The sequence below is a fragment of the Gottfriedia acidiceleris genome (assembly GCF_002128425.1).
GTDB classification, from domain to species: domain Bacteria; phylum Bacillota; class Bacilli; order Bacillales; family Bacillaceae_G; genus Gottfriedia; species Gottfriedia acidiceleris.
Genome location: NZ_NESS01000007.1, coordinates 209,146 through 234,546 on the forward strand (window position 1 = coordinate 209,146; position 25,401 = coordinate 234,546).

Annotated in this window: 27 protein-coding genes and 2 riboswitches; of the genes, 12 read left to right on the forward strand and 15 right to left on the reverse strand. The window is 33.3% G+C overall.

Annotated features, from left to right (window positions below; genetic code table 11):
- Positions 1 to 201 precede the first annotated feature (201 nt).
- Positions 202 to 1,041 (forward strand): adenosylmethionine decarboxylase, encoded by an 840-nt coding sequence (gene speD, locus B6K90_RS14980; RefSeq protein ID WP_088013585.1) that lies wholly within the window; start codon positions 202 to 204, stop codon positions 1,039 to 1,041.
- On the forward strand, positions 1,038 to 3,368 hold the full coding sequence (speE, locus tag B6K90_RS23985; protein ID WP_212667557.1) for a polyamine aminopropyltransferase: 2,331 nt from the start codon (positions 1,038 to 1,040) through the stop codon (positions 3,366 to 3,368). The genes speD and speE overlap by 4 nt, the downstream gene beginning before the upstream one ends.
- Positions 3,369 to 3,497: 129 nt before the next feature.
- Here speE and B6K90_RS14995 read toward each other — a convergent pair whose 3' ends face one another.
- From B6K90_RS14995 to B6K90_RS15010, 4 genes are all read right to left on the reverse strand, one after another.
- A complete protein-coding gene (locus B6K90_RS14995; RefSeq protein ID WP_088013586.1) occupies positions 3,498 to 3,923 on the reverse strand; it encodes an OsmC family protein in 426 nt (141 codons plus the stop codon).
- Positions 3,924 to 3,961: 38 nt separating this feature from the next.
- Positions 3,962 to 4,657 (reverse strand): pirin family protein, encoded by a 696-nt coding sequence (locus B6K90_RS15000; RefSeq protein ID WP_088013587.1) that lies wholly within the window; start codon positions 4,655 to 4,657, stop codon positions 3,962 to 3,964.
- Positions 4,658 to 4,858: 201 nt separating this feature from the next.
- Positions 4,859 to 5,281 (reverse strand): FosM family fosfomycin resistance protein, encoded by a 423-nt coding sequence (fosM, locus tag B6K90_RS15005; RefSeq protein ID WP_088013588.1) that lies wholly within the window; start codon positions 5,279 to 5,281, stop codon positions 4,859 to 4,861.
- Positions 5,282 to 5,319: 38 nt separating this feature from the next.
- On the reverse strand, positions 5,320 to 6,354 hold the full coding sequence (locus B6K90_RS15010) for a DUF2332 domain-containing protein (protein WP_407920529.1): 1,035 nt from the start codon (positions 6,352 to 6,354) through the stop codon (positions 5,320 to 5,322).
- A 123-nt stretch (positions 6,355 to 6,477) separates the two neighbouring features.
- On the opposite strand from B6K90_RS15010, the gene B6K90_RS15015 reads away from it, so the two are divergent.
- Entirely contained in the window at positions 6,478 to 6,987 is a 510-nt protein-coding gene (locus tag B6K90_RS15015; protein ID WP_088013590.1) for a DinB family protein, read from the forward strand.
- A 58-nt stretch (positions 6,988 to 7,045) separates the two neighbouring features.
- Here the strand turns inward: B6K90_RS15015 and B6K90_RS15020 are convergent, their stop codons facing one another.
- The 3 genes from B6K90_RS15020 to B6K90_RS15025 form a co-directional block, all read right to left on the reverse strand.
- A complete protein-coding gene (locus B6K90_RS15020; protein ID WP_088013591.1) occupies positions 7,046 to 8,353 on the reverse strand; it encodes an amidohydrolase family protein in 1,308 nt (435 codons plus the stop codon).
- Positions 8,354 to 8,426: 73 nt separating this feature from the next.
- Positions 8,427 to 8,526, reverse strand: a riboswitch (purine riboswitch).
- 66 nt (positions 8,527 to 8,592) lie between these two features.
- Positions 8,593 to 8,751, reverse strand: coding sequence for a hypothetical protein (locus tag B6K90_RS23755; RefSeq protein ID WP_167555379.1), 159 nt, complete (start codon positions 8,749 to 8,751; stop codon positions 8,593 to 8,595).
- Positions 8,752 to 8,779: 28 nt separating this feature from the next.
- Positions 8,780 to 9,235 carry a MarR family winged helix-turn-helix transcriptional regulator gene (locus B6K90_RS15025; RefSeq protein ID WP_088013592.1) on the reverse strand — a complete coding sequence of 152 codons (456 nt, stop codon included), beginning with the start codon at positions 9,233 to 9,235 and terminating at the stop codon, positions 8,780 to 8,782.
- Positions 9,236 to 9,396: 161 nt separating this feature from the next.
- Here B6K90_RS15025 and B6K90_RS15030 point away from each other — a divergent pair, with 161 nt between their 5' ends.
- Complete coding sequence (locus tag B6K90_RS15030) at positions 9,397 to 10,371, forward strand: glycoside hydrolase family protein (RefSeq protein ID WP_088013593.1); 975 nt, start codon at positions 9,397 to 9,399, stop codon at positions 10,369 to 10,371.
- A 99-nt stretch (positions 10,372 to 10,470) separates the two neighbouring features.
- Positions 10,471 to 10,635 (forward strand): hypothetical protein, encoded by a 165-nt coding sequence (locus tag B6K90_RS23760; protein WP_167555368.1) that lies wholly within the window; start codon positions 10,471 to 10,473, stop codon positions 10,633 to 10,635.
- 75 nt (positions 10,636 to 10,710) lie between these two features.
- Here B6K90_RS23760 and B6K90_RS15035 read toward each other — a convergent pair whose 3' ends face one another.
- On the reverse strand, positions 10,711 to 11,700 hold the full coding sequence (locus tag B6K90_RS15035) for an NAD(P)-dependent alcohol dehydrogenase (protein ID WP_088013594.1): 990 nt from the start codon (positions 11,698 to 11,700) through the stop codon (positions 10,711 to 10,713).
- A 142-nt stretch (positions 11,701 to 11,842) separates the two neighbouring features.
- Positions 11,843 to 13,039: a methionine adenosyltransferase gene (gene metK / locus B6K90_RS15040; RefSeq protein WP_088013595.1), complete on the reverse strand. Its 1,197-nt coding sequence runs from the start codon at positions 13,037 to 13,039 to the stop codon at positions 11,843 to 11,845.
- 210 nt (positions 13,040 to 13,249) lie between these two features.
- A riboswitch (SAM riboswitch) is annotated at positions 13,250 to 13,361 on the reverse strand.
- Positions 13,362 to 13,677: 316 nt separating this feature from the next.
- Between metK and pckA the strand changes: the two genes are divergently transcribed.
- The gene (gene pckA / locus B6K90_RS15045) at positions 13,678 to 15,264 is read left to right on the forward strand and encodes a phosphoenolpyruvate carboxykinase (ATP) (protein ID WP_088013596.1); all 1,587 of its coding nucleotides are present in this window, start codon (positions 13,678 to 13,680) and stop codon (positions 15,262 to 15,264) included.
- 179 nt (positions 15,265 to 15,443) lie between these two features.
- Here the strand turns inward: pckA and B6K90_RS15050 are convergent, their stop codons facing one another.
- A complete protein-coding gene (locus B6K90_RS15050) occupies positions 15,444 to 15,887 on the reverse strand; it encodes a carboxymuconolactone decarboxylase family protein (RefSeq protein WP_088013597.1) in 444 nt (147 codons plus the stop codon).
- 238 nt (positions 15,888 to 16,125) lie between these two features.
- Here B6K90_RS15050 and B6K90_RS15055 point away from each other — a divergent pair, with 238 nt between their 5' ends.
- From B6K90_RS15055 to B6K90_RS15070, 4 genes are all read left to right on the forward strand, one after another.
- Positions 16,126 to 16,614, forward strand: a complete 489-nt coding sequence (locus tag B6K90_RS15055) for an RrF2 family transcriptional regulator (RefSeq protein ID WP_088013598.1) — start codon at positions 16,126 to 16,128, stop codon at positions 16,612 to 16,614.
- Between the two features lie 156 nt (positions 16,615 to 16,770).
- Positions 16,771 to 17,763: an ABC transporter substrate-binding protein gene (locus B6K90_RS15060; protein WP_407920530.1), complete on the forward strand. Its 993-nt coding sequence runs from the start codon at positions 16,771 to 16,773 to the stop codon at positions 17,761 to 17,763.
- Positions 17,764 to 17,775: 12 nt separating this feature from the next.
- The gene (locus B6K90_RS15065; RefSeq protein WP_088013600.1) at positions 17,776 to 18,540 is read left to right on the forward strand and encodes an ABC transporter ATP-binding protein; all 765 of its coding nucleotides are present in this window, start codon (positions 17,776 to 17,778) and stop codon (positions 18,538 to 18,540) included.
- Positions 18,533 to 19,339 (forward strand): ABC transporter permease, encoded by an 807-nt coding sequence (locus B6K90_RS15070; protein WP_167555380.1) that lies wholly within the window; start codon positions 18,533 to 18,535, stop codon positions 19,337 to 19,339. Before B6K90_RS15065 ends, B6K90_RS15070 begins: the two co-directional genes overlap by 8 nt.
- Positions 19,340 to 19,911: 572 nt before the next feature.
- On the opposite strand, the gene ytkD is transcribed toward B6K90_RS15070, so the two are convergent.
- Complete coding sequence (gene ytkD / locus B6K90_RS15075; RefSeq protein ID WP_088013602.1) at positions 19,912 to 20,391, reverse strand: RNA deprotection pyrophosphohydrolase; 480 nt, start codon at positions 20,389 to 20,391, stop codon at positions 19,912 to 19,914.
- 168 nt (positions 20,392 to 20,559) lie between these two features.
- On the opposite strand from ytkD, the gene ytzI reads away from it, so the two are divergent.
- Complete coding sequence (gene ytzI, locus B6K90_RS15080) at positions 20,560 to 20,706, forward strand: YtzI protein (RefSeq protein WP_088013603.1); 147 nt, start codon at positions 20,560 to 20,562, stop codon at positions 20,704 to 20,706.
- A gap of 24 nt (positions 20,707 to 20,730) precedes the next feature.
- Positions 20,731 to 20,985, forward strand: a complete 255-nt coding sequence (gene yidD / locus B6K90_RS15085) for a membrane protein insertion efficiency factor YidD (protein ID WP_088013604.1) — start codon at positions 20,731 to 20,733, stop codon at positions 20,983 to 20,985.
- A gap of 36 nt (positions 20,986 to 21,021) precedes the next feature.
- On the opposite strand, the gene menC is transcribed toward yidD, so the two are convergent.
- The 4 genes from menC to menH all read right to left on the reverse strand — a co-directional run bounded on the left by menC (position 21,022) and on the right by menH (position 25,387).
- A complete protein-coding gene (gene menC, locus B6K90_RS15090) occupies positions 21,022 to 22,125 on the reverse strand; it encodes an o-succinylbenzoate synthase (RefSeq protein WP_088013605.1) in 1,104 nt (367 codons plus the stop codon).
- Between the two features lie 11 nt (positions 22,126 to 22,136).
- Entirely contained in the window at positions 22,137 to 23,579 is a 1,443-nt protein-coding gene (locus B6K90_RS15095) for an o-succinylbenzoate--CoA ligase (protein WP_088013606.1), read from the reverse strand.
- A gap of 165 nt (positions 23,580 to 23,744) precedes the next feature.
- Positions 23,745 to 24,563 (reverse strand): 1,4-dihydroxy-2-naphthoyl-CoA synthase, encoded by an 819-nt coding sequence (gene menB, locus B6K90_RS15100; RefSeq protein ID WP_056473277.1) that lies wholly within the window; start codon positions 24,561 to 24,563, stop codon positions 23,745 to 23,747.
- A complete protein-coding gene (menH, locus tag B6K90_RS15105) occupies positions 24,560 to 25,387 on the reverse strand; it encodes a 2-succinyl-6-hydroxy-2,4-cyclohexadiene-1-carboxylate synthase (protein WP_088013607.1) in 828 nt (275 codons plus the stop codon). Before menH ends, menB begins: the two co-directional genes overlap by 4 nt.
- Positions 25,388 to 25,401: the final 14 nt, after the last annotated feature.

Genomic DNA, 25,401 nt, shown 5'->3' on the forward strand with positions numbered 1-25,401 from the left:
AGGCTTTTAATTTTCCGAATATTATAAATAAAAAAATAAGAATTCTTTATTTCCAAGTATCTTCTTAATCATCAACTTATGTGAATAATGAATAATTCAAAAACCAACAATACATATTGAGTAGTTACATAGCGACTATTGAAAAGTCGCTTTTACTTTTCGTACACACTTTTTCACTTTATAAAACTAGGAGGACAATAGATGAATATTTCATCGTCAAATAATAACTTTCAACTCTATGGTTTTAATAACTTAACGAAATCATTAAGTTTTAATATGTACGATATTTGCTTTACAAAAACAAAAGAAGAACGTGAAGCATATATACAGTACATCGATGATCAATATAACGCTGACCGTTTAACAAAAATATTGACTGAGGTTACACATATCATTGGTGCGCACATTTTAAATATTGCAAAACAAGACTACGATCCCCAAGGAGCAAGTGTTACGATTCTCGTTTCAGAAGGTCCAGTTGATAATCCATCATCTGAAACTTTCTCAGAATCTCCAGGACCCTTACCGGAGTTAGTAGTAGCAGCTTTAGATAAAAGCCATATTACCGTTCATACTTATCCTGAATATCATCCGGATGATGGAATTAGTACGTTCAGAGCAGATATTGATGTATCTACTTGTGGAGAAATTTCTCCTCTAAAAGCTTTGAATTATTTAATTCACCAATTTGACGCTGATATTATGACTATTGATTATCGTGTTCGAGGTTTTACTCGTGATGTTAGTGGTTATAAATTATTTATTGATCATGATATCAACTCAATTCAAAACTATATTCCTCAAAAATTAAAAGACATGTACCAAATGATTGACGTAAATGTGTTCCAAGAAAATATCTTCCATACAAAATGTAAGTTAAAACAATTTGATTTGGATAATTATCTTTTTGGCTATACAAAAGAAAAATTAGATGAAAAAGAAATCAAGGAAATAGAAGAAAAAGTGAAGTATGAAATGGATGAAATCTTTTACGGGAAAAACCTATGGAATGGTCCTGATGTGGAGGATATTGATGGATGATTGATCATAGTAAAACACCGCTTTTAACTGAATTAGTCCGATATGCTAAGGAAGACATCACGAGCTTTGATGTACCTGGGCATAAAAGAGGAAATTCACTCGAGGAATTAAGAGAACTTTGGAGTGATATGGCTCTTAAAATGGATGTTAATTCTTCAAAGCGTGTTGATAACTTATCGCATCCAACGGGTGTAATTCAAGAAGCCGAAACTTTATTAGCAGATGCATTTCATTCTGATCACGCTTATATGTTAGTAAATGGTTCAACTTCTGGAGTTCAATATATGATTATGAGCGCCCTTGAACATGGCGATAAAATTCTCCTGCCAAGGAATGTACATAAATCCGCAATAAATGCATTAATTTTAGCCGGCGCAAAGCCTGTATTTATTGAACCAGAAATCGATTATGAGTATGGAATTGTAAATGGTGTTTCAGTAAAATCTGTTCTTCATGCCTTAGATTTAAACTCGGATGTTAAAGCCATTCTTATTATCAATCCGACTTATTTTGGAGCAACCTCGGATTTAGAACAAATTATCGACATAGGCCATTCCAGGGGGATTCCTGTTTTAGTAGACCAAGCTCATGGTGCACACTTTTCGTTCCATCCTGATTTACCAAGTAACGCTGCCCTTCTTGGTGCTGACCTTGTAACTCTTAGTTTGCATAAAACTGGTGGTGCCTTAACACAAGCATCAGTTCTACTACATAATGATGGGATCATTACTAAAAATAGGGTTCGTTCTACAATTAATTTATTTCAAACGACATCTGCTTCTTATTTACTTATGTGTTCAATCGATGTTGCGAGAAAGAAATTAGTTTTAGAAGGTCACGAACGTTTTGAAAAATTACTCAATTTAACAAGAAAAGCTAAAGAAGAAATTAACAATATAAAAGGATTAAAATGTATAACTCGAGATTCTTATCGAAATGGAGTTGGCGTATTCGATTACGATGAGTTAAAACTTGTTGTTAAAGTGTCAGAATTAGGATTGTCTGGTTTTAAAGTATATGACATGCTTGCAGAACAATATAAAATTCAAATCGAGCTTGCAGAACCTAATGTCATTTTAGCAATTATCTCGCTAGGTGATAATGAAGACACGATTCAAACTTTAATTGATGCATTAAGGGATATTAGTGACCGATATTACGGTAAACTTCCAAAGCTTGAGACAGATATAAGTGTTGCATTAAAAAATCCTAAAATGGTTATGACTCCTAGGGAAGCGTACTATCATCCAAAACGTATTATTTCAATTCATGATGCTAGTGGCTTAATTAGTGGTGAATCAATCATGATTTACCCACCTGGTATCCCTCTTTGTATACCAGGTGAACTAATTTCATCCGAATTGATTCAGCATTATCTTTATTTAAAAGCAGAAGGAACAATCACAATCAACGATGATGATGATCCTTATATAATAAAAGTCGTCGATCGAAGTTTGGAGGAAAATTTAATGGATTTATGGTATACAGAAAATCACCAAGAAGATACGAAATTCTCCATAAAGGTTCAAGAACATATTCATTCTGAAAAAAGTGAATTTCAACAAATCGATTTCTTTAGAAGTGAAACATTTGGAACTTTCTTTACTCTAGATGGTTATATGATGGTTACTGAAAAAGATGAATTTATCTACCATGATATGATTACCCATGTATCAATGGCCGTTAATCCAAACATAAAAAAAGTGCTAATTATCGGTGGGGGCGACGGTGGTACTGCACGTGAGGTATTACGTTATCCAAATGTGGAAGTTGTCGATATGGTCGAAATTGATGAGCGTGTTGTAAGACTATGCCAACAATACTTACCTTTAACGGCTTCAAAATTAGATCAAGATAAGCGATTAACCTTATATTTTGAAGATGGTTTAAAGTTCGTACAAGAAGCTGATGAAGGTTATTACGATCTGATTTTGGTAGATTCAACTGATCCAATTGGACCTGGTGAAGGGCTTTTTACAGTTGCTTTCTATAACAATTGTAAACGGGTATTAAGTGAAGAAGGTATACTAATTAACCAGCATGAAAGTCCATATTACGCTAGTTACGCACACGAAATGAAACGTGCTCATTCAAAAATTAAAGAAACATTTCCAATTTCAAGAGTCTATCAATTCCATATGCCAACTTATCCATCTGGACATTGGTTATTCGGATTTGCTTCAAAAAAATACGACCCAATTAAAGACATTAAAGCTGATGAATGGAATAAGCTAGGGATCGAAACAAAATATTATAATACAGACCTACATGTTGGTTGCTTTATGCTTCCTACTTATGTAAAGAAACAATTAGATAATGAAGAGTAAATAGAGAAAACCAGCTAAAAGCTGGTTTTTTTGTTGAATTGCCATCGCGATCTACACTATTTAATTTTCCAAATTAAAAATGCTGCCCCAAAAGTACTTTGACTTTAAGGGCAGCTACATTTATTACAATTACAGAACTTCCTCATCCTTTGTTCCATTTAAAGTGAAACTTGCTGTTATGTTAGCATTTAAAGAATGAGCCACTGAGCAATATTTATCCTTTGATAATTTGATAGCTTTTCGAACTTTTTCAGTATCTAACTTTCCAGCTAAAATATAATGTAAGTGAATATCAGTAAATCGTTTAGGGTGCTCCTCAGCTCGCTCACCATCTACTTCAATTTCGAATGAAGTTAGTTTTAATCTCATTTTTTCAAGGATTAATACGATATCAATCGCAGTACATCCTGCAACTGCATTAATTAAAAGTTCAACTGGTGTAGGTGCACTATTTTCTCCACCTAAAGACTCGGCAGTATCCATTTTGATCTCATGGCCGGATGGTGCAATACCTGAAAAGGCTAACTTACCATCCCATTTAATACTTGTTTTCATTACTTATTTCCCCTCCAATTAATAGATTAATTCATCTATTATTTTTTCATTTCTACTACTAAATAATGTGAAAAATCTTTTGATTTTATTATAATATCTTCTTCAATTATTTTTGCAGCATCACTAGCTTCCAATAGTTCTCCATTCACAATGGCATTTCCTTCTAATAAGACTAAATACGCTTGTCGATCCTTTTTCATTTCAAAAGATATTTCTTCATTTTTATTTAATGCAAGCGAGTAAATATTTGCATCTTGATGAATTTTAATTGGGGCACTCCCTTCGACCGGAGATACCATATGATACCATTTTCCTTCTCTCTTTTCCCAATCTGAAATTAAATCACCGTAATTTGGAGTATGACCGGTTTTGTCAGGAATAATCCATAATTGAATTAATCTTAATAAATCCCTGCCCATATTGTGTTCACTGTGATATACACCTGTCCCTGCACTCATGTACTGTATATCGCCACGTCCAATTTCATGTTTATTCCCCATACTATCAGAGTGAGTTAAGTTCCCATTTATGACATACGTTATAATTTCCATATCACTATGTGGATGAGTTCCAAATCCTCTGTGTGCTTTTATAAGATCATCATTTAATACTCTTAATACACCAAAGTTCATATTATTTGGATCATAATAATTAGCAAATGAAAAATGATGAATTGTTTTTAACCAACCATGATCAGCATGGCCTAATTGCTTATTATTAATTTTTTCAAACATAGTTAATCGCTCCTTTTGTTTTTATCTTTAATTTGAGATATTACACGAAGAATAACCCATATAGACACCTCATTAATTCATTAGTTTAATCCGGTATTTTATATTTTAATTTACCGAACTCTTGACTATATTGTATCAAAAATTATCTTTAATTCAAGATAATTTTTGATAGAAAGTTTTTCTAAACTTTCTATCCAACATCTAAATATAGAAATCCATATGTGGTTTTGATTGTTTATAATATTCAATTCGATCTTGTAAAGTCCCTGTATGATATTCAAACTTATGTCCATCTGGATCAGTAAAATAAATTGAATTTTTATCACGTATATCTCTATCGCGGCCATTCAATATATTCACCTTGAGCTGAACTAGTTTATCATAAATTTTTTCAAAATCGTCTTCATCAATCGTAAAAGCCATATGTGTATACGATTGATGAATTTCTTTTCTAGGTATATCCTTTTCTTCATTTAAAGCAAGCCAAATGCCATTTAAGTCAAAATATGCTGTTGTTCGACCTTTTACTAAGAGAGTTGCATCAAATACGTTCCTATAGAAATCGATCGATATTTCAAGATTTGACACTGAAAATAACAAATGATTTATCCCTTTAATCTCCATACTACTCCCCCATTTCATAGCTATTAATTAATGTTTTACTAAATCCTCCATTCAAACCATTTCCCATGACCTTCTGTTTCACCAATTATTTCTTCATGCTTTACCCCATCAATGTAATAGTCAAGATGCAACATTCGATCCCAAATATTATTATATAGATGAAACAAATCCCTATTTTTACTAATACCTTCAATAGTTTTTAGTAAATTTTGTTTTCCCTCAACCGGTATTTGATTTGCAACATGTGTATGAAAAATACATAGAATTGAATCGCTAGATAATTGTTTAACTACTTCTGGAAGAATTTTAATTCCGTCTGCTTCTATTAAATTGATTTTATTTTCCTTTAAACAGTTAACGGCTTTTTCAAATAATTCTCTTCGTTCAAAATGCTCAGGCCAAATTAATGCTTTAAGCCATAAATAGTCTTCTTCGTTTGATAGATCATTAACGTGTAAATCTATCCCATATCGATCAACAATTGGAGGCGCTTCGTCTAATAATGGGAGCATTGTTGGAGTTTTATCTTTTACTTCTGATTGAATAAGAACTTTAGATTCTAAATTCGCATAAAGTTCTTCGCTTGAACGGTAAGAATACTTATATTGATCCCATAAGAGCTGAAGTCCCGCACTTGTTCCTATTTCGATTAATGAAATTGGTTTATTAACCTTTTGATATATATAGGAGAAGCATGGATAAAGATAGGCACAGCGTCCCACTTCATTCGTTTGGACAATTTTCGATTGAATTAGCTGAATAATTTCGTTTCTAAATTCTTTACAAAAATCCTGAAAATATATATATGATTCTTCTAATTCTTTAGGTGTCTCAACTAAACTTGGATAGAAATCCTTTAACGGATGACAATTCCCATTCATTAATAAATAATGAATCGCTCCTAATAATAAATTGGGAACAGGTTGACTATCTTGAGCAAAAGAACACAGTTCAAGTATCTCTTCGTCTTCTGCAATTTTTAATGATATATATTCATATAATCTACTAGAATTTTCACATTCAATCTTTGCAAATTGTTTGAAACGTTGCTTCAACTGATTAGTCATTTCAATCTCCTTTAATATTTTTATTTTTCAAACTTTTTAACTATTTAATTTTAACATAAGATATAATTTTCTTAATGTACTACTATCTCTTTTGTAGATTTTAAATAAAAACTTTGAGGTGATTAATTAATGATTAGACCAAATTCCAACGAATATAACCCACACTTTAAAGGTTATATTGAGCTAGTTCCTGAAGGTAATTTAAAAACTATTTTGAGGAGTCAATTAGCGGAATCAGTTAGTTTTTTTAAAGCAATCTCTAAAGAAAAATCTGAATACCGATACGCAGAAGGAAAATGGAGTATTAAGGAAGTTCTTGGACATTTAGTAGATACTGAAAGAATAATGTGTTATCGTCTATTGGCAATTGCAAGAGGGGATCATACACCTTTACCATCTTTTGATGAGAATGCTTATAATGAAAATGCACATTTTAATCGCCTCGAGCTTGATCAAATTATTAATGAATTTGAAACTGTTCGTCTATCGACTTTATCTTTGCTAGAAAATTTATCTAATGAAGCATTAGAACATGAGGGCATGGTTCTATATCACAAAACGACACCTCGTGCTATTGCTTATATTATTGCAGGCCATGAGTTACATCATTTAAAAATCCTCAATGAACGGTATTTTTAAAATGTAAAAAGAGCAGGAAAGTCTATTACCTTCTTTCCTGCTCTTTCTGTCTTTTTTCTTAAGCAAATCTACTCTGTAATCGATTTACTTCTGAGATTACTTTTTCTTCATCAATTGTTAAACAAATACGATCTTTTACAATTGCATTTCCATCAATGAAAACGTCACATACATCGCTACCACGAGCAGCATAAAGTAAGTGTGAATATGCATTACTTAATGGTTGTAAATGCTCTTTATCAAATGGATAAATAGTAATAAAGTCTGCTTTCTTATTTGCTTCAAGTGAGCCCGTATGTCCCATTCCTATCACTTCTGCGCCACCTCGAGTAGCCAAAGTTAATGCAGTTTGTGCTGAGAATTTCGTAGCATCTTTATACATCCCTTTTTGTAGCAGTGCAGCTATTCTCACTTCTTCAAACATGTCAAGATTGTTATTAGATGCTGTGCTATCAGTTGCTATACCTACTTTTACTCCGGCTTTTAATAAACTAACAACATCTGCAACTCCAGAACCCAACTTCAAATTACTAATTGGATTATGTGCAACTCGTACGTCATATTCTTTTAAGATCGCTCTTTCTTCAGCATTAAGAACTACACCGTGAGCCATAACAGTTGGTTGATTAAATACCCCTAATTTACGAAGGTATTCAACAGGTCTGTTCGAATAACGAGTTTCAATATCTTGAATTTCATAATCTGTTTCAGACACATGAATGTGCATCATTAAATCATTTTCTTTTGCAATACGCGCACTTTCTATTAGAGCTTCTGGCGTACACGCGTATGGACTATGAGGTGCAACCATCGTTGTTAGGCGACCATCAGCAAACCTTTTGTAGTCTTTTGAAAATTGTTCAGCACCTTTAAGATTCAATCTTTGCTCTTCATCTGTTCCAAAGCTAAATATTGAATATGAAAATGCTCCTCTAATTCCAGTTTCACCAATTGTCTCCATTACAACGTTTGGATCGATTCCATTAGGGTTAAACATATCTGAGAATGTTGTAGTTCCCGACTTAACCATTTCTAAAATACCAAGCTGTGCACTTACAGAAGCAATTTCAGTTGTATATTGTCTTTCGATTGGCCATATTTTCGTTTCTAACCAAGGCTTTAGCAGCATGTCATCTCCAATCCCACGTAAAAGCGTCATAAGAATATGAGAATGCGTATTTACAAGACCTGGCATTACCCATTTCCCTTGAAGATTAACTACTTGATCTGCATCGTTCATTAGCTCATCAGAATGATTTCCGACATAAGTAATGAATTGATCTTGTACAATCATCATACCGTTATTAAAAATTCGATTTTCCTGATCCATTGTAAAAAATGTAGCGTTTATATAGACTGTTTTCATTATTTTTTCCTCCATAAATCATTTTCAAAATTGAACGAAAATAAAAAAAATCCTGATTACGAAGAAGGATGTAGTAAATTACATTCTTTTTCGTAATCAGGATTTTACGGTTCCTGGTAGAGACCCTCATACCATATCAATGAGGTTATACATTTTCGTTATGCGTTTATATTAAAACATAATATATGATTAATTAATAAAGTTCAAGGATTTCTATAATTTAACAAAATAGAGGGCTATCATTTTTTATTTTTTTTGATGTTATAAAAGACAATACCGAAAGCAACACCCAATCCGATGCCTAGCCCAATATTATGATAAAGGACACCAAAAGCTGCACCTAGCGCTACTCCTATCGCAATGTATCTTGATCTGGCTTCCCATTTTTGATTAACCAAACAACATTCCTCCTGTTCAATATATTCTCTATTCTAATTTCCCAAGTATTCGGATGATCTTATGCATTGAGTAGTCTAAATCAAGTAAGTCTTCCTCATCAAGTTGTCCAATCCGTTCACAAAAAATATGATAAAAATCTTCCCATCGCTTAGTGACAACTGTTTTCCCTTTTTCAGTCAGTACAATTTTTACGCTTCGTTTATCATAAGCATCTTGTAATTTAGATACATATTCTTTTTCTTCTAATTTCATAATTAACGGTGTCATTTGCTGTTTAGAAATGCTTATATTTTGGGCTAGCTCTGTAAGTGAAATTCCTTCTGCTGATTGAAACAATTCTTCTAGTATATGACTTTGTAAATGAGTTAACTCGGATTGCTTATTCTTTAAAGAATTTTTTGAGCCTGGCTTGTTAAACTTATTAAAAACTAGTGGAAGTAGTTGGATAAACTTCTCTGCAATTTGATTTGGATTTGAATTCATTTTATTACAAACCTTTCTAGGTAAAAATTCCTAAATTGACATATAGTAAACAAAAGTTTATTATTTATTCGAGGTACAATATAACAATATCATATTTTATAAATAAAACCAATCCAACATGTAAATAAATATTTACTATTTAAGAAAAGGAGTGAAGTAGAGTGAATTCAAATGGATTAACTTTCGGTATCTATCCCCTTAGCGTAGCTGGCACACCTATAGGATTAGCTACAGGTCCAGAAGATAATTATGAAAAAATATCATCCGCACTTAGAGAGCTTAAAGGTAATGCAAATCAGCTTTTACCAAGATTGTATGCTGTCTATATGGGTCCTGAAACAGAGGAAAAAGTATTTAACGCTCTAAATCGGTACAAAACAGCAAATTTATTAGGTGATTTAACAATTGGTTGTCTTATGGATCCAAGCTTATCACTTGATTATTGGATAAATTTTGTTCGTAAAGTAATTAAAGAATATGGGAATTTCCTTTATTCGATTCAAATAACAAATGAGCCTAATTTATCGTTTATGGATGGATCGAAACCATATGTAATAGAAGCGCTTGTCCAAGGCGTACTAGCTGCAAAAGAAGAAATAAAAAAAAGTCATTTACCTATTAAAATTGGATTCGGTTCGGTTCCTGAGGGTGAAAAAACGATTCCACATTTTTGGGAAAATCTATTGGAAATTGGTGGAGACGAATTAATTCATTCAATTGATTATGTAGGTCATAATTTTTATATTGATGTATTTGAGGAACCACTAAAAATTGAAGAAGTTGCTGTTTCAGTTGAAAACATACTACGTAAATTTCGCGAAACATTGAATAGGAATGCTTTCCCTTCCACGCTTCCAATCCACATTACAGAGAATGGATGGCCAACCGGCAAAAATCCTTTTATACAAATTGAAAGGTCTTATGAACAACAATCAATTATACTTGAGAAAATTATTCGAACAGTTTATTCACTTCATCAGGAACTAAATATTACTCATTATGAATTTTTTGGATTAAGGGATGCTGATAGTTCAAAAGAAGACCTATTTCATCAATTCGGAATGATGAAGGACGATTATACTCCTAAGCCGGCTTATTTCACCTATCAAAAATTAGTGAATGAATTAAGCAAGTAAAATTCACCTCCTATAATGTTGAATGAAGTTAGTCAATTCGTTAAGACTAAAACAAGGATGAGTTTTATCGACTTACTACTATAAATGGAGGTAATAAAATTGAGTAAAAAAAATAAACCCCTCATTAATGAAGAGCAAATGAAAATACAAGCAGACCTTAATAATCTCGATCCAGGTCATTCCGTGGATGAGCATCGTAAAATTGAAACTGCAAACATCATTCTAGCTGGAGAAGAAATTAGACAGCAAAATGAAAATCTTTAAAAGAAATCCCTCAAAAGATCATTTTGAGGGATTCTCTGTGTAGAAAGGTGAAACAACAAAGAAGGCTAGCATTTGTCAACAGTCTAAAATCCCTCGAATGTTAATGACGACATTCCCTTTCTTATGTCCTTTTTCTACATAACGATGTGCTTCAACAATTTGATCAAGCGGATAATTTCGATCAATAACAGCTTTTAATTTATCCGCTTCAATAAGTGCTTTTATATAATTTAAATCTTCATAGTTCATATTTGCTACACCAAGTATGGCTTTTTTATTACTAATCAAATTACTCCAAATTGCTTGAAAATAAACTGAAAGCTTCCATACTGCACTTAATAAATAGACGCCATCTTTGTTAAGTAATCTTTTGCAATTTGAAAAAGAGCTTTTTCCTACCGTATCAAAAATAATGTCATAAGTTTTCTTACTGTTAGCAATATCTTCATTTGTATAATCTATTACATCATTTGCTCCTAAGGCTCTCACCAATTCTAAATTTGATGTACTACATAATGCGGTAACTTCTGTACCGAAATATTTAGCAAGCTGTATTGCATAGGTACCAACACTTCCTGATGCGCCATAAATAAGAACTTTTTGTCCATTTTGAATAATACTTTTCCTTAGAAAATGTAATGCAGTAAGCGCCCCAACAGGTACAGCTGCAGCTTGTTCAAATGACATATTTATTGGTTTTTTAGCTAGAACACCTTCCTCATGTAAAGATATATATTCTGCATTAGCCCCAAAAGTAATTCCACTATATCCAAAAACTTGATCACCTGTTTTAAAATTTCTTACGTTTTTACCAACTGTGACTATTTCTCCTGCAAGCTCACAACCTGGTATTTTATTTTTCGGCTTAGTGAGACCAAACATAATGCGTGAAGGCAGCCAATACATAAAAGGAAAATCAGAACTTCGAAGCTTTACATCTCCTGCGGTTACAGTTGTTGCGTGTATTTTAATTAATACTTCATCATCTTTTATTTTTGGTTTTTCAACTTCTTTTATCTGAAGAACTTCTGGTGGCCCATATTTTGTACATATAATCGCTTTCATAGGTTCCTCCATTACAAACTTTAATTTAGTCATTTAAACCTATGAAAAATGATTTTTAAGTATACCTGTATAGATTGAATAAACCGAACTAAACAAAAAAGACTGAATATAGCATATGCCATATTCAGCCTTAATCAATTAATTAAAGACCTGCTTCAGTTTTTAAAACTTCTGCTTTATCAGTACGCTCCCAAGGAAGATCGATATCTGTACGGCCAAAGTGACCATAAGCAGCAGTTTGTTTGTAGATTGGACGACGTAGGTCTAGCATTTTAATAATTCCAGCTGGACGTAGGTCGAAGTTGTTGCGAATTACTTCAACTAATTTTTCTTCTGAAACTTTACCTGTACCAAATGTATCAATAGCGATTGAAACTGGTTTAGCTACACCAATTGCATATGCTAATTGAACTTCAGCTTTATCAGCCAAGCCAGCAGCTACGACGTTTTTAGCAACGTAACGTGCAGCGTAAGCAGCAGAACGGTCAACTTTAGTTGCATCTTTACCAGAGAATGCGCCACCACCGTGACGAGCATATCCACCGTAAGTATCAACGATAATTTTACGACCTGTTAAACCTGCATCACCTTGAGGTCCACCGATTACGAAACGACCTGTTGGGTTGATAAAGAATTTTGTGTTTTCATCAATTAACTCAGCTGGTACAACTGGTTTAATTACAAGTTCTTTAATATCATTTTCAATTTGAGCTTGAGTAGCTTCTGGACCATGTTGTGTTGATACAACAATTGCATCAATACGAACTGGTTTGTTGTTTTCATCATACTCAACTGTTACTTGAGTTTTACCGTCTGGACGTAAGTAAGAAACTGTTTCATTTTTTCTAACTTCAGTTAAACGGCGAGCAATTTTGTGTGATAATGAAATTGGAAGTGGCATTAATTCAGGTGTTTCATTAACAGCAAAACCGAACATTAAACCTTGGTCCCCTGCACCGATTGCTTCAATTTCTTCATCTGTCATGCTACCTTCACGAGCTTCTAATGCTTGGTCTACACCTAAAGCGATATCTGCTGATTGCTCATCGATAGAAGTTAAAACTGCACATGTATCTGCATCAAATCCGTATTTTGCACGGTCATAACCGATTTCACGGATTGTTTCGCGAACGATTTTTGGAATATCTACATAAGTAGAAGTTGTAATTTCACCTGCAACAAGTACTAAACCTGTTGTAACTGAAGTTTCCGCTGCTACACGAGCATTCGGATCATTTGCTAAAATTGCATCAAGAATAGAATCTGAAATTTGGTCACAGATTTTATCTGGATGTCCTTCTGTAACTGATTCTGAAGTAAATAAACGACGTTGTGACATTGAGTCCCCTCCTAAATTGAATTGACGGATCTCTTTTTTCTCAACATAAATTTAGAAAAATTGTTCCTAAAACCTATGTTTCCCATTTAAGATAAAGATAACTCAGTGTAAATTACGAAATTGCCACTGTATTTAAGTTTTGAGCAAAAAAAAAGCCTTCCTCTGATTCATATTACAATGAGGAAAGGTTTCTTGGTTAATTGCCTTTCACTCTTATCGTCCAAGACAAAAAAAGTCTTGCATCAGGTTCAGCACCTTTCACATTATGTGAGGTTGCTGGGCTTCGTAGGGCCTGTATCCCTCCACCTACTCGGGATAAGAGAGTATCCGTATGAAAAGTATCATATTAAAATTTCACTTTGTTGTCAACAACTTTTTCATCATTACTTAGACATAATTCTACAATAACTTAATCTCTACATTCATTTCTATTTAATGGGAAATTACTAAATATTATCTTACAATTAAATAAAGTACTTCAATAAAATAAGTAAATTTTACTCAAATTTATTTTTTAATCAAATTCATAACACATTTTGCTAACTAATAGTATACACTATTAAAATAAATGTGTTATACTATTTATCGAGATACCTACATGGCAGACAAATTATATTTAAAGAGGATGGTATTAGTATATGAAGACAGTTGATGTAAACTTTGAATTAAACGAATTACTTACTAGTAATCAAATGTATAACCAACTAAGCGTTTCTGAATTAGTTGAAAAAGTTCTAACAAGACAAGAAGGAATTTTAACGTCAACAGGAGCAGTTAGCGTTTCAACAGGCAAATATACTGGACGTTCACCTAAAGATAAATTTATTGTTAAAGAGGCATCTGTTGAAAATTTAATCGATTGGGGTTCAGTAAATCAACCAATCTCTGCTGACGTATTCGAAAAATTGTATAGCAAAGTACTTAACTACTTAAAAGATCGTAACGAATTATTCTTATTTAAAGGATTTGCAGGTGCTGATACTGAATATCGTTTACCAATCCAAGTAATTAACGAATTTGCATGGCACAACTTATTTGCTCACCAATTATTTATTCGCCCAACTGAGCAAGAGCTTCAAACTCATAAAGCAGAATTTACAATTGTTTCTGCCCCTACATTTAAAGCGGACCCAGTAGTAGATGGAACAAATTCAGAGGCATTTGTTATTGTATCATTTGAGAAGAAAATAATCTTAATCGGTGGTACGGAATATGCTGGTGAAATGAAAAAATCTATTTTCTCAATCATGAATTTTCTATTACCACAAAATAATGTTTTACCAATGCACTGCTCTGCTAACGTTGGTAGCGAAGGTGATGTAGCATTATTCTTCGGACTTTCAGGAACTGGTAAAACTACATTATCTGCAGATGCAGACCGTAAGTTAATCGGTGACGATGAGCACGGCTGGTCAGATAATGGTGTATTCAATATTGAAGGCGGTTGCTACGCTAAATGTATCAATTTAACTTTTGAAAAAGAGCCACAAATTTTCTCTGCAATTAAATTTGGTACTGTGTTAGAAAACGTTGTTGTTAAATCTGATAGCCGTTTAGCTGACTATGATGATACAACTTTAACAGAAAATACTCGTGCTGCATACCCAATGCAAGCAATTCAAAATATCATTGAGCCAAGTGTTGCTGGACATCCGCATGCAATTATCTTTTTAACTGCTGATGCATTTGGAGTATTACCTCCAATCAGTAAATTAACAAAAGAACAAGCAATGTACCACTTCTTAAGCGGATTTACTAGTAAATTAGCTGGTACTGAGCGTGGTGTTACTTCTCCACAAGTAACATTCTCTACATGTTTCGGATCACCATTCTTACCGCTTCCAGCTGTAGAATATGCAAAAATGCTTGGTGAAAAAATTGAAAAACATAATGTAAATGTTTTCTTAGTAAACACTGGTTGGACTGGTGGAGAATATGGCGTTGGTAAACGTATGAATCTTTCTTACACAAGAGCAATGGTTCACGCTGCACTTGAAGGAGATTTAAATAACGTTGAAACTACTCAAGACGAATTTTTCGGTTTAGCAATTCCAACTCATGTACCAGGTGTTCCTGATAGTGTGTTAGTCCCATCAACAACTTGGGAAGATAAAGGGGCATACGATCAAAAAGCTTCTGAATTAGTATCAAAATTCAAAGAGAACTTCAAAAAGTTTGAAGGTTTTGATGCTAAATTAGCTGAACTTGGTGGACCTTTAAAATAATCTAATAATTAATAATGAAAGGCTGTCCAAAAAGTCAGAATCAATGACTTTTTGGCAGCCTTTTTTAGTAATAAAAAGCTATTTAAAAAGAAAATGAGCCGATTATCGGCTCATTTTTTCATTTCCATTAGTACCTCTCTCTATCTCTTCTTAACAAAAAGACGAATTTGATAAGGGTATTATTTTTCAGCTGGTTTATTACCCATAGAAATAGAGATACGATTCCAACTGTTAATTTGATTGATGATGAATACAAGATTTGCATATTCATTTTCGCTAAAGTGTTTACTGACACGATTATATAGTTCATCAGATACACCTTTATTCGAAATCAGTGTGATATGCTCAGCTAACTCTAAAGCTACTTTTTCTGCATCTGTGTAAAAATCGCAATCTCTCCATGCACTTATACAATATAAACGTTGTTCCGTTTCTCCTATTTCTCTTGCTTCAGCCGTATGCATGTCAAGGCAAAATGCACAACCGTTTATTTGTGAAACACGAATTTTAATCAGTTCACGAAGTTTATCATCTATCCCTGCTGATTTAATATACTTTTCCATTTCCATCATTATTTTTAGTGCTCCTGGAGCCAATTTTGAATAATTAATTTGTTTTTCCATTTTTAATTCCCCCTAAAAAAGTTAATTCTAAAAATAATTAAATTAAATGTAGATTTTCAAAATGTATAAAATGGCGACAAATTCAATCGCCGATTTATATTATCTATATTATTCTGTTTATCTAATAATGTCAAACTTCTTTTAACTTTGATCGAAAACAAAAGCAATTGTTTGACAAAGAAATAAAACATTTCTAAGATTAATTAAAAATAATCTCATTTATGAAGTAGGTGTTTTAATGCAGTATAGCGTTGGAGTTGAGTATGCACTTCACTGCCTTGTTTATTTAATTGACACTCCTTGCGATTCTCCAATTGGAATAAAAGAACTATCCTTCTTTCAAGGTGTTTCAGATACATATCTATCAAAGATTTTTAGTAAGTTATCTAAGGCTGGTATTGTCAGTTCAGTTCCAGGTGTTAAAGGTGGCTTTAAACTTGCCAAATCTCCAGAAGAAATTTCTTTTTGGGATGTAATTGAAGCAATTGAAGGTTCTAAGCCCATCTTTCAATGTAAAAACATTAAAGATAACGGATATCTTTTTAGAGAAAAAGGTTGTACTCCAAGTGCCACCTGCACGATTAATTTAGTCATGCTCTCTGCTGAAGAAAAAATGCATGAGTATTTACGTAGTAAAACACTTTCATGGTTAAACAAAGAATTAGAAAGGGTTTTACCTAACGAAATACGTGAAGATACTCGGAAATATTTTTCTAAGAGTGATTGATAAAAAACCTCTCTAATTTCCTAAAAAAGGAAATTAGAGAGGTTTTTCTTTGTTTTAAACCGAGCGTTTTTCGCACAGGCATTACTCCGCATTCACCCATTTTCTCCTATTGCATAGGCTAATTGTATATTTTCGATTAGGAGGGATTAAATGAAAATCAAATGGCTTGTTATTTTGTTTTTATTAGTTGCTTCTATTTTAGGTGCATGTTCGAAGGATAAACCTAAAGATGGTACCACAAAGGTGACAGTTGCAGAAGTGACTCATTCATTGTTTTATGCACCACAATATGTGGCCATTAGTGAAGGAATTTTCAAAAAGCACGGATTAGATGTTGAAATAACTACTACTGCTGGTGGAGATAAAACGATGACTGCTGTATTGTCAAACGGTGCAGATATCGGATTAGTTGGGCCAGAAACAACTATCTATGTATACGCTCAAGGCGCAAATGACCCAGTAAAAAGCTTTGCCCAATTGACCCAAACTGATGGAACATTTCTAGTAGCAAGAAATCAAACTGTACCATTTAATTGGGACCAACTAAGAGACAAAACATTTTTAGGTCAAAGAAAAGGTGGAATGCCACAAATGGTTGGCGAATATGTCCTAAGTAAACATGGGATTGATCCACATAAAGATTTGAATCTTATTCAGAATATCGACTTCGCAAATATAGCGAATGCATATGCATCAGGTACTGGTGAGTATGTTCAATTGTTTGAACCTACAGCAAGTATTATGGAAAAAGAAGGAAGAGGTAAAATCGTTGCTTCATTCGGCTTGGAGTCTGGAAAAGTTCCTTACACTGCTTTTATCGCAAAAGAAAGTTATTTGAAGAAGAATGCGAAAACGGCACAAAAATTTACAGATGCAATTTATGAAGCAGAGCAATGGGTTGATACTCATTCTGCAGAAGAGATTGCAAAAAGTGTTGCTCCATTCTTTAAAGATACTCCTTTAGACATTTCAATTAAAGTTATTGATCGTTATAAGTCTCAAAATTCTTATTCAACAAATCCAATATTAGAAGAAGATGAGTGGAATAATCTTCAAAATATCATGAAGAACTCTGGCGAATTGCCAAAAGAAGTCCCACACTCAGTTTTAGTTAATACAAAATTCGCCGAAAAATCTACGGAGAAGTAGTAGGTTAATAAAATGACTTATCTAACAGTTAATGATATTTCTCATGTATTTTTATCGAAGGAAAAAGCAATTAAAATATTGGATGGCTTAACGTTTGAAGTTGAAAAAGGTGAATTTGTATCTGTTTTAGGTCCAAGTGGCTGTGGAAAAAGCACACTATTATCGATCATTTCTTCATTGCTTACACCATATGACGGATCAGTAAAGTTTAAAGGTAAGCCTTATGATATAAAATCGGGAGATATTGGTTACATGCTTCAGCATGACTATTTATTCCCTTGGAAAACAATTAGAGAAAATATCTTTTTAGGTCTTCAGATTCTAGATAAGGATACCGAAGAAAATAAACATCGAACGCTAGAATTGTTGAATGAAGTTGGATTAAAGGATTATGAAAATGCATACCCAAGAGAACTATCCGGTGGGATGAGACAACGCGTTGCATTAGTGAGAACTCTTTCTACAAGCCCTTCAATTGTATTATTAGATGAACCATTTTCCGCTCTAGACTATCAAAATAAAGTAAAACTTGAAGAATTAGTTTTCAACTTATTTAAGAAGTTAAATACAACTGCTATTTTAGTAACTCACGATATTGAAGAAGCAGTCGCAATGTGTGATCGCGTCATTACGTTAACAAATGCTCCTACAAAAATATCAAAAATTTTCAATTTACCAGAAGAATTACGTATTTGCTCCCCTTTTGAAACACGACAACAATCACTCTTTTCTTCATATGTTTCTGCGATTTGGAAGGAGTTGGAGAAACGTGGATAAAGTAAATGACGAACTAAAATCCTATCACGCCAGTATCATCAAAAAAAATCGCCGTAAAAAGCTACTCATATTTTTCTTCCAACTATTAATTATAATTATCTTTTTTATAGCTTGGGAGCTTTTAAGTCATAGAAAAATAATTGATCCATTATTGTTTAGTTCACCTACTAAAATTTACGATTTACTCATCGTAAAATTGGGTGATGGCTCTATTTATCACGATGCCATAACTACAATCACTGAAACGCTTGTTGGATTTGTTTTAGGAACAATTATCGGGGTCATTTTGGCTATCATTCTTTGGTGGTATCCATTTGCCTCAAAGGTACTTGATCCATTTTTAGTAGTCTTTAATGCTATGCCAAAAGTCGCGCTTGGTCCAATCATCATTGTAATTTTTGGTCCCTCATATTATTCCATAATTGCCATGGGGATCATTATAAGTTTTGTCATAACAGCGCTGGTTATTTATCAAGCCTTTTTACAGGTAGATGAAAATTACGTAAAAGTGATTAAAAGTTTCGGAGCTACAAAAACTCAAATCTTTAAAAATGTCATCTTTCCTGCTAGTATACCTACTGTCATTTCAACATTAAAAGTAAATGTCGGTTTAGCTTGGGTAGGAGTGATTGTCGGGGAGTTCTTAGTTTCAAAAAACGGACTTGGCTATTTAATCGTTTATGGCTTCCAAGTTTTTAACTTCACTCTTGTTTTAATGAGTGTATTAATCATAAGTGTGTGTGCTGGTTTGATGTATATTATTGTTGAATATATTGAGAGAAAAACTTTAAAGAAATAATGTGAGATAAAGGTATAGGAAAAGTTTAATATAAAGAAGCTTACTTAATGTAGTAAGCTTTTTTAATGCTGTTGAAAAAGAACTTTGTCAATTACGATGGAATTTTATCCCTGATAAATAAGTTGTGTGTAATTGATTTCCACTACAGTGTGCTCGCTTTCCATGGGGCGAGATTCTTTAGCCTCCTCGGCTGGCGCCTGTGGGGTCTTTAGCCTTCCCGCTAATCCCATAGGAGCCTGGCACCCTTTCGTTCCAATCATCTACTTAATAAAAAAGAATAATCTAAATGAATTTCCCTTTATTAATCTAATTGTAAGTGATACATAATCAACGTCTTACAAATCGTTATAATTAAAAAGCCTCAAAAAAGAAATTTGTATATAATAATAACTTTAATTATGTTGAATTTTTGCAAGTTAGTAAAGAAAACATATTAAATTTATTGTCTTTCAATAAGAGACGATTAAAAGATCATATTTAAAAATATTGCAAATTTCATCGAATATCATTAAATGTTCGTATTTTTTATATTGACTACAATATATTTCAACACTCTGTAAAAAAAGCTCACCTTATAAAAGTGAGCTTTTTTTAGTATTCAAGTAACTTAAGCTTTGTGAAAATACTTCGTCACGCATGATAAAACTAAATCGGCGATCTTTTTTTATGTTTGGTGGAAATTCGTCTAACAATACAGGGCCGTTTGTTTCAAAATAGTGCTTTTGTGTTAAAAGTTCTCCTATTTCGGCAAAATAAATATTTTTTATGATAATTTTGTCCTTACCTGTAACACGGTATTGCCCTAAATAATTAATTTTAGATACATTTCCACCTGTTTCTTCTAAAACTTCACGTTTAGCTGCTTCTTCAGGTGATTCGCCTTCTTCGACTTTTCCGCCTGGGAATTCGTATCCTCTTCTTTGATGGTCTGTGAGTAACCATTGGTCATTATACTTACAAATAACCCAAACATGTTTTGGAGCGTGTGAAAATGGATGTTTCTCAAACGATAATTCAACTGTATTATGGTAAAAATCTTTAAATATGTACATTTTAACCTTCCTACATTCATACTTGTTTATCCATTGTACTATTTCTAATAAAATGTTTCATCATTATTGAAATAATATTCCTCAAAACTTTATGAAAATATTTGATTGCCTTGCAAATTGGACCGTATACTATATCATAGTAGTATAACGATTTTAGGAGGATATAATATGACTGGAGTATTTGTTGTTAGTGGAATTATTATCGTTGTTGTATTCGGTGCTTTCGTTCTTACTGTAAATAAAGGCTATGGTGTACAACATAAAGTCGATAAGCTAGAAGACGTAAAAATGAAAAATAACCATGATGAGAAATAATTCTAGCAGACGAAAGGTTTATATATGAATAAAATTTTAATTGGAATCATTAGATTTTATCAAAAATGGATTTCACCTGCAACGCCACCATCATGTAGATTTTATCCAACTTGCTCTCATTATGGATTAGAGGCACTTCAAACCCATGGTGCACTAAAGGGCTCATATTTAACGACTAAAAGAATTCTTAAGTGTCACCCGTTCCATCCTGGTGGATATGATCCGGTACCAGAGAAAATAAATAAGGAAACAAAAAAAAATACGGTCAAAGAAACTTGAAACGAATGACAAGTTTAATTTGATCGTATTTTTTATTTAAGTATATTTATAAATCTTTTTAGAAATACTTCGGACTCTCTCTTCATCCACTTCTACCCCTAAACCAGGGCGAACTGGTACTTTAACTTTTCCATTTGTTAATGCTACTTCTGGAAAAATGAGATCATGCTCCCAATGTCTAGTAGAAGCTGAAATATCTCCAGGTATTGTAAATCCGGGAAGAGAGGCTAATGCAACGTTTTGAATTCTAGAAATACCTGTTTCAATCATACCGCCAACCCAAATTTGAATATTCTTTTCCAAACAATAATCATGTATTTCGATTGATTTAGATAATCCTCCGACTCTACCAGGCTTTACGGTAATGATTTTGCAGGCTTTTAATTCATACGCAATTTGAACATCCTCTAAGGAACATATACTTTCATCCAAACAGACAGGTGTAGAAATTTCCTTTTGAAGAATGGCGTGCTCGATGAATTGGCGTTCACCGAATGGCTGTTCAATCATTAACAGATTAAATTCATCTAATTTTTTTAGTTTCGGAATGTCTTCAATCGAATAATCTGAATTGGCATCAATCATTAGAGGGATTGTCGGATAGCTATTACGTATAGTTGATACAATTTCATAATCATTGTCCTTTGAAACTTTAATTTTAAATCGCTCATAGCCCTCTGCTATATATGCGCCAATTTGTTTCAACATTTTACTTGGCTCGTCTATACTAATTACAACCCCAACTGGTATCTCTGCCTTATTGCCCCCTAGTGCTTGTGCTAAAGTGATTGAGTGTATTTTACTATATAAATCCCAATATGCAGCTTCAAGCCCAGCTTTAGCCATTTGATTGCCTTTAAATTGATTTAATAGTTTAGCGACTTCACTTGGATGATTAAAATGTTTTTTTAATAGTATTGGTATAAAGAAATCCTGTAAAGTATGAAGTGCTGTTTGAATCGTTTCTTCTGTATACCACGGCTCTGAAAAAGCAACGACTTCTCCATAACCGATTCTTCCGTTTGTATCTAAAATTTTAACAATAATACTTTCACGTTTTTCATATGTACCATAGCTTGTTTTAAAAGGTATTTTTAACGGCTGTTCAATTAAAAATAATTCAATATGCCAAATCAACATGTTTATTCCCCTTATAGAAGCTTAAGTAGCTCTCTTCTAACTAGCTTGTTTGTTGCATTTCTTGGTAGGTTGTCTACAAAAAATATTTCCTTTGGAATTTTATACCCTGCGATTTTATCTCGACAATATTCGATTATTTCTTCTTGTGACGGAGGATTAGAGGATTTACTTACAACAAATCCTACAGGTACTTTACCCCAAGTCGGGTCTTCTTTGCCTGTGACACCAGCTTCAATGATATCTGGGTGCGATAATAATACTGATTCAATCTCTGCTGGATATATATTCTCACCACCGGAAATAATTAAGTCACTTCGACGATCAACTACAAATAAAAACCCATCCTCGTCCACATAACCCAAATCCCCTGTATATAGATACTCAGATGAATCAGTTAACCCGGCAAGTTTATAATACCCTTTACTCACATTCGGTCCTTTTACTACAATTTCTCCTACTTCTCCTGGTAAACAAGCTCGATGATCATCTCTTATTTCAAGCGTACAACCAAATAAAGCTTTACCTGCAGAACCAATTTTAGAAAGCATATATTCAGGAGAAAGCGTTGCAATTTGTGAACAAGTTTCAGTCATTCCGTATGTTTGATACACTGGCACATTTAATGCTGTTGCCTTTTGTAAAAGTGGTAACGGAGCCGGCCCTCCACCAAGTAAGGCTGCTCTTACGCTGTTTAAATCATTTGTACCCTCTACAATTGTTAAGAGGTCATTTAAAACTTTTGTTACAACAGATAGAATTGTTACAGTATGCTTTTTGACACAGTCCTTAATGGTATGTGCATCAGCTTTATTCGTTAACACGATTTTCATGCCATAAATTGCACTTTTATATACAGTAGATAAGCCACCCACATGGAACATAGGCAAACAAACTAGCCATACATCTTTATGATCTAATCCTAAGTTTAATACTGAAGCAATTGCACTACTCCAATGATTAAAATAAGATTGTAAAACTGCTTTTGGAAAACCTGTTGTACCAGATGTGTACATCATAGTTGCGATTTTATCTCCATCAAAATTAGACTTAATCGGAAATTCCTTTGATTCACTGTTCTCCAATTCATTTATATTTAACAGTTTAATATTTTTAGGAATCGTCATCGTATTTGATGTCGCTACGATTAAAAATTCAGAATCACTATTTTCTAATTGATATACTATTTCGTCATCACTTAATCTTATATTCAGTAAAATTGATGTTGCTCCAATATAATGAAGTGCATAAACAACTTCTATAAATTCAACGGAATTATTCATTAAAACAGAAACGTGAGATCCATCTTTTATGCCACAATGGTGAAATTTATATGCGAGATTGATAACTCGATCATGTAAATCTTTAAACGTAATTTCCTCCCCATTTGTTGCGATTGCTATTCGATTAGGAGTTAATCTGACTCTCTCAAGTAAAAAATTCGGAATTTGGTTCATCAAAACACTTCCTGACTTTTTATCAAAATGTACAAAAGTTCAATTAAAGAAAACTCATAGATTGGCGAGCCTTTGTGCGCAGACAGAGGCTCCGCTGCCAATTTAATTTCTTAATGTGCAAAAAAAGCTTGATGATTTCTCATCAAGCTTTTATCTTCTTTCAAATCAAGGAAAACGTGGGAATTTATCGAAATCAGGTGTACGTTTTTCTTTAAATGCATCGCGGCCTTCTTTTGCTTCCTCAGTTGTGTAATAAAGAAGTGTTGCATCTCCAGCTAGCTGTTGAAGTCCAGCTAAACCGTCTGTATCTGCATTCATTGCTGCTTTTAAGAAGCGAAGTGCAGTTGGACTTTTTTCAAGCATTTCTTCAGCCCATTTAACTGTTTCAGCTTCTAATTCTTCTAAAGGTACTACTTTATTAACTAATCCCATATCTAATGCTTCTTGTGCATTATATTGACGGCATAAGTACCAGATTTCACGAGCTTTTTTGTGCCCTACAATACGAGCTAAATAGCCTGATCCATAACCAGCATCAAAGCTACCAACCTTAGGACCAGTTTGTCCAAATTTAGCGTTTTCAGCTGCGATTGTTAAGTCACATACTACATTTAATACGTTACCTCCACCAATTGCATAACCAGCTACCATTGCAATTACAGGTTTTGGAATAACGCGAATTAGGCGTTGTAAATCTAATACATTCAGGCGGGGAATGCGGTCTTGTCCAACATAACCACCGTGTCCGCGAACACTTTGGTCTCCACCAGAACAGAATGCTTTTCCACCTTCACCTGTTAAAATAATAACTCCAATTTTTTCGTCGTCTCTTGCATAAGCAAAAGCATCAATCATTTCTGATACTGTTAATGGTGTAAATGCGTTATGTACGTGTGGACGATTGATTGAAATTTTAGCAATTCCATTATATGTAGAATATAAAATTTCTTCATATTTTCTTTCTTGTACCCATTCAATAGTCATGAAATTTCCTCCTTTTCACTTTTCAATAAAAACCCAATTACTATTGTAGCAAATTTTTCCGAATGTTCCACATGAATTGCATGGCCTGCATGTGGAATTTTAATAATTTCGCTATTTTCTAGCCTCTGGTTCATTTTCCCCATTATTAAGCAAAACTTTTCATCGTATTCTCCACAAACTAATAAAGTAGGTTTTTTAAATTGCTTCAAGTCACTCCATAGAGATGGTTGAATGCCCGTGCCCATCCCTTTTAGACTATTACTTAAGCCAATTGGTGACTGATTTATTCTTCCTTGTTTAATCTTTTGTTGTGACTCTGATGGCAAATTCTTTTGAGTTGAAAATAACGGAATGTTTTCCCAATAATTAACAAATACTTCAATACCTTCATTTAGGATCATTGAAGATAAATGATTATCTTGTTCGATTCGAGCTAATCTTTCATTTTCAGTTTTAAGACCAGCCGTGCAGCTTTCTAAAATAAGCGATCTAATTTTAGTTGGATAGGCTAAAGCGAAATAGAGAGCTAGTCTACCTCCCATCGAATAGCCTAAAAGATGCACAGAATCAATTTGCTTTTGTACTAAAAAATCATGTAAATCTTTAGCAGCAAACTCCATTCTATACCGCTCATCATTAATTGGACTATCTGTCTTTCCGTGTCCTAACAAATCAATTGCTACTACATGATAATTTAACTCTAGTTTACTGATTAAACTTCCCCATGTCTCATTTGAACCTGTGAAACCATGCAATAATAATATTGTTTGCCCTTGGCCAGATTCACTGTATGAATATGTGACATCATTTATTTTAATTTCCATGAACAAGAACACCT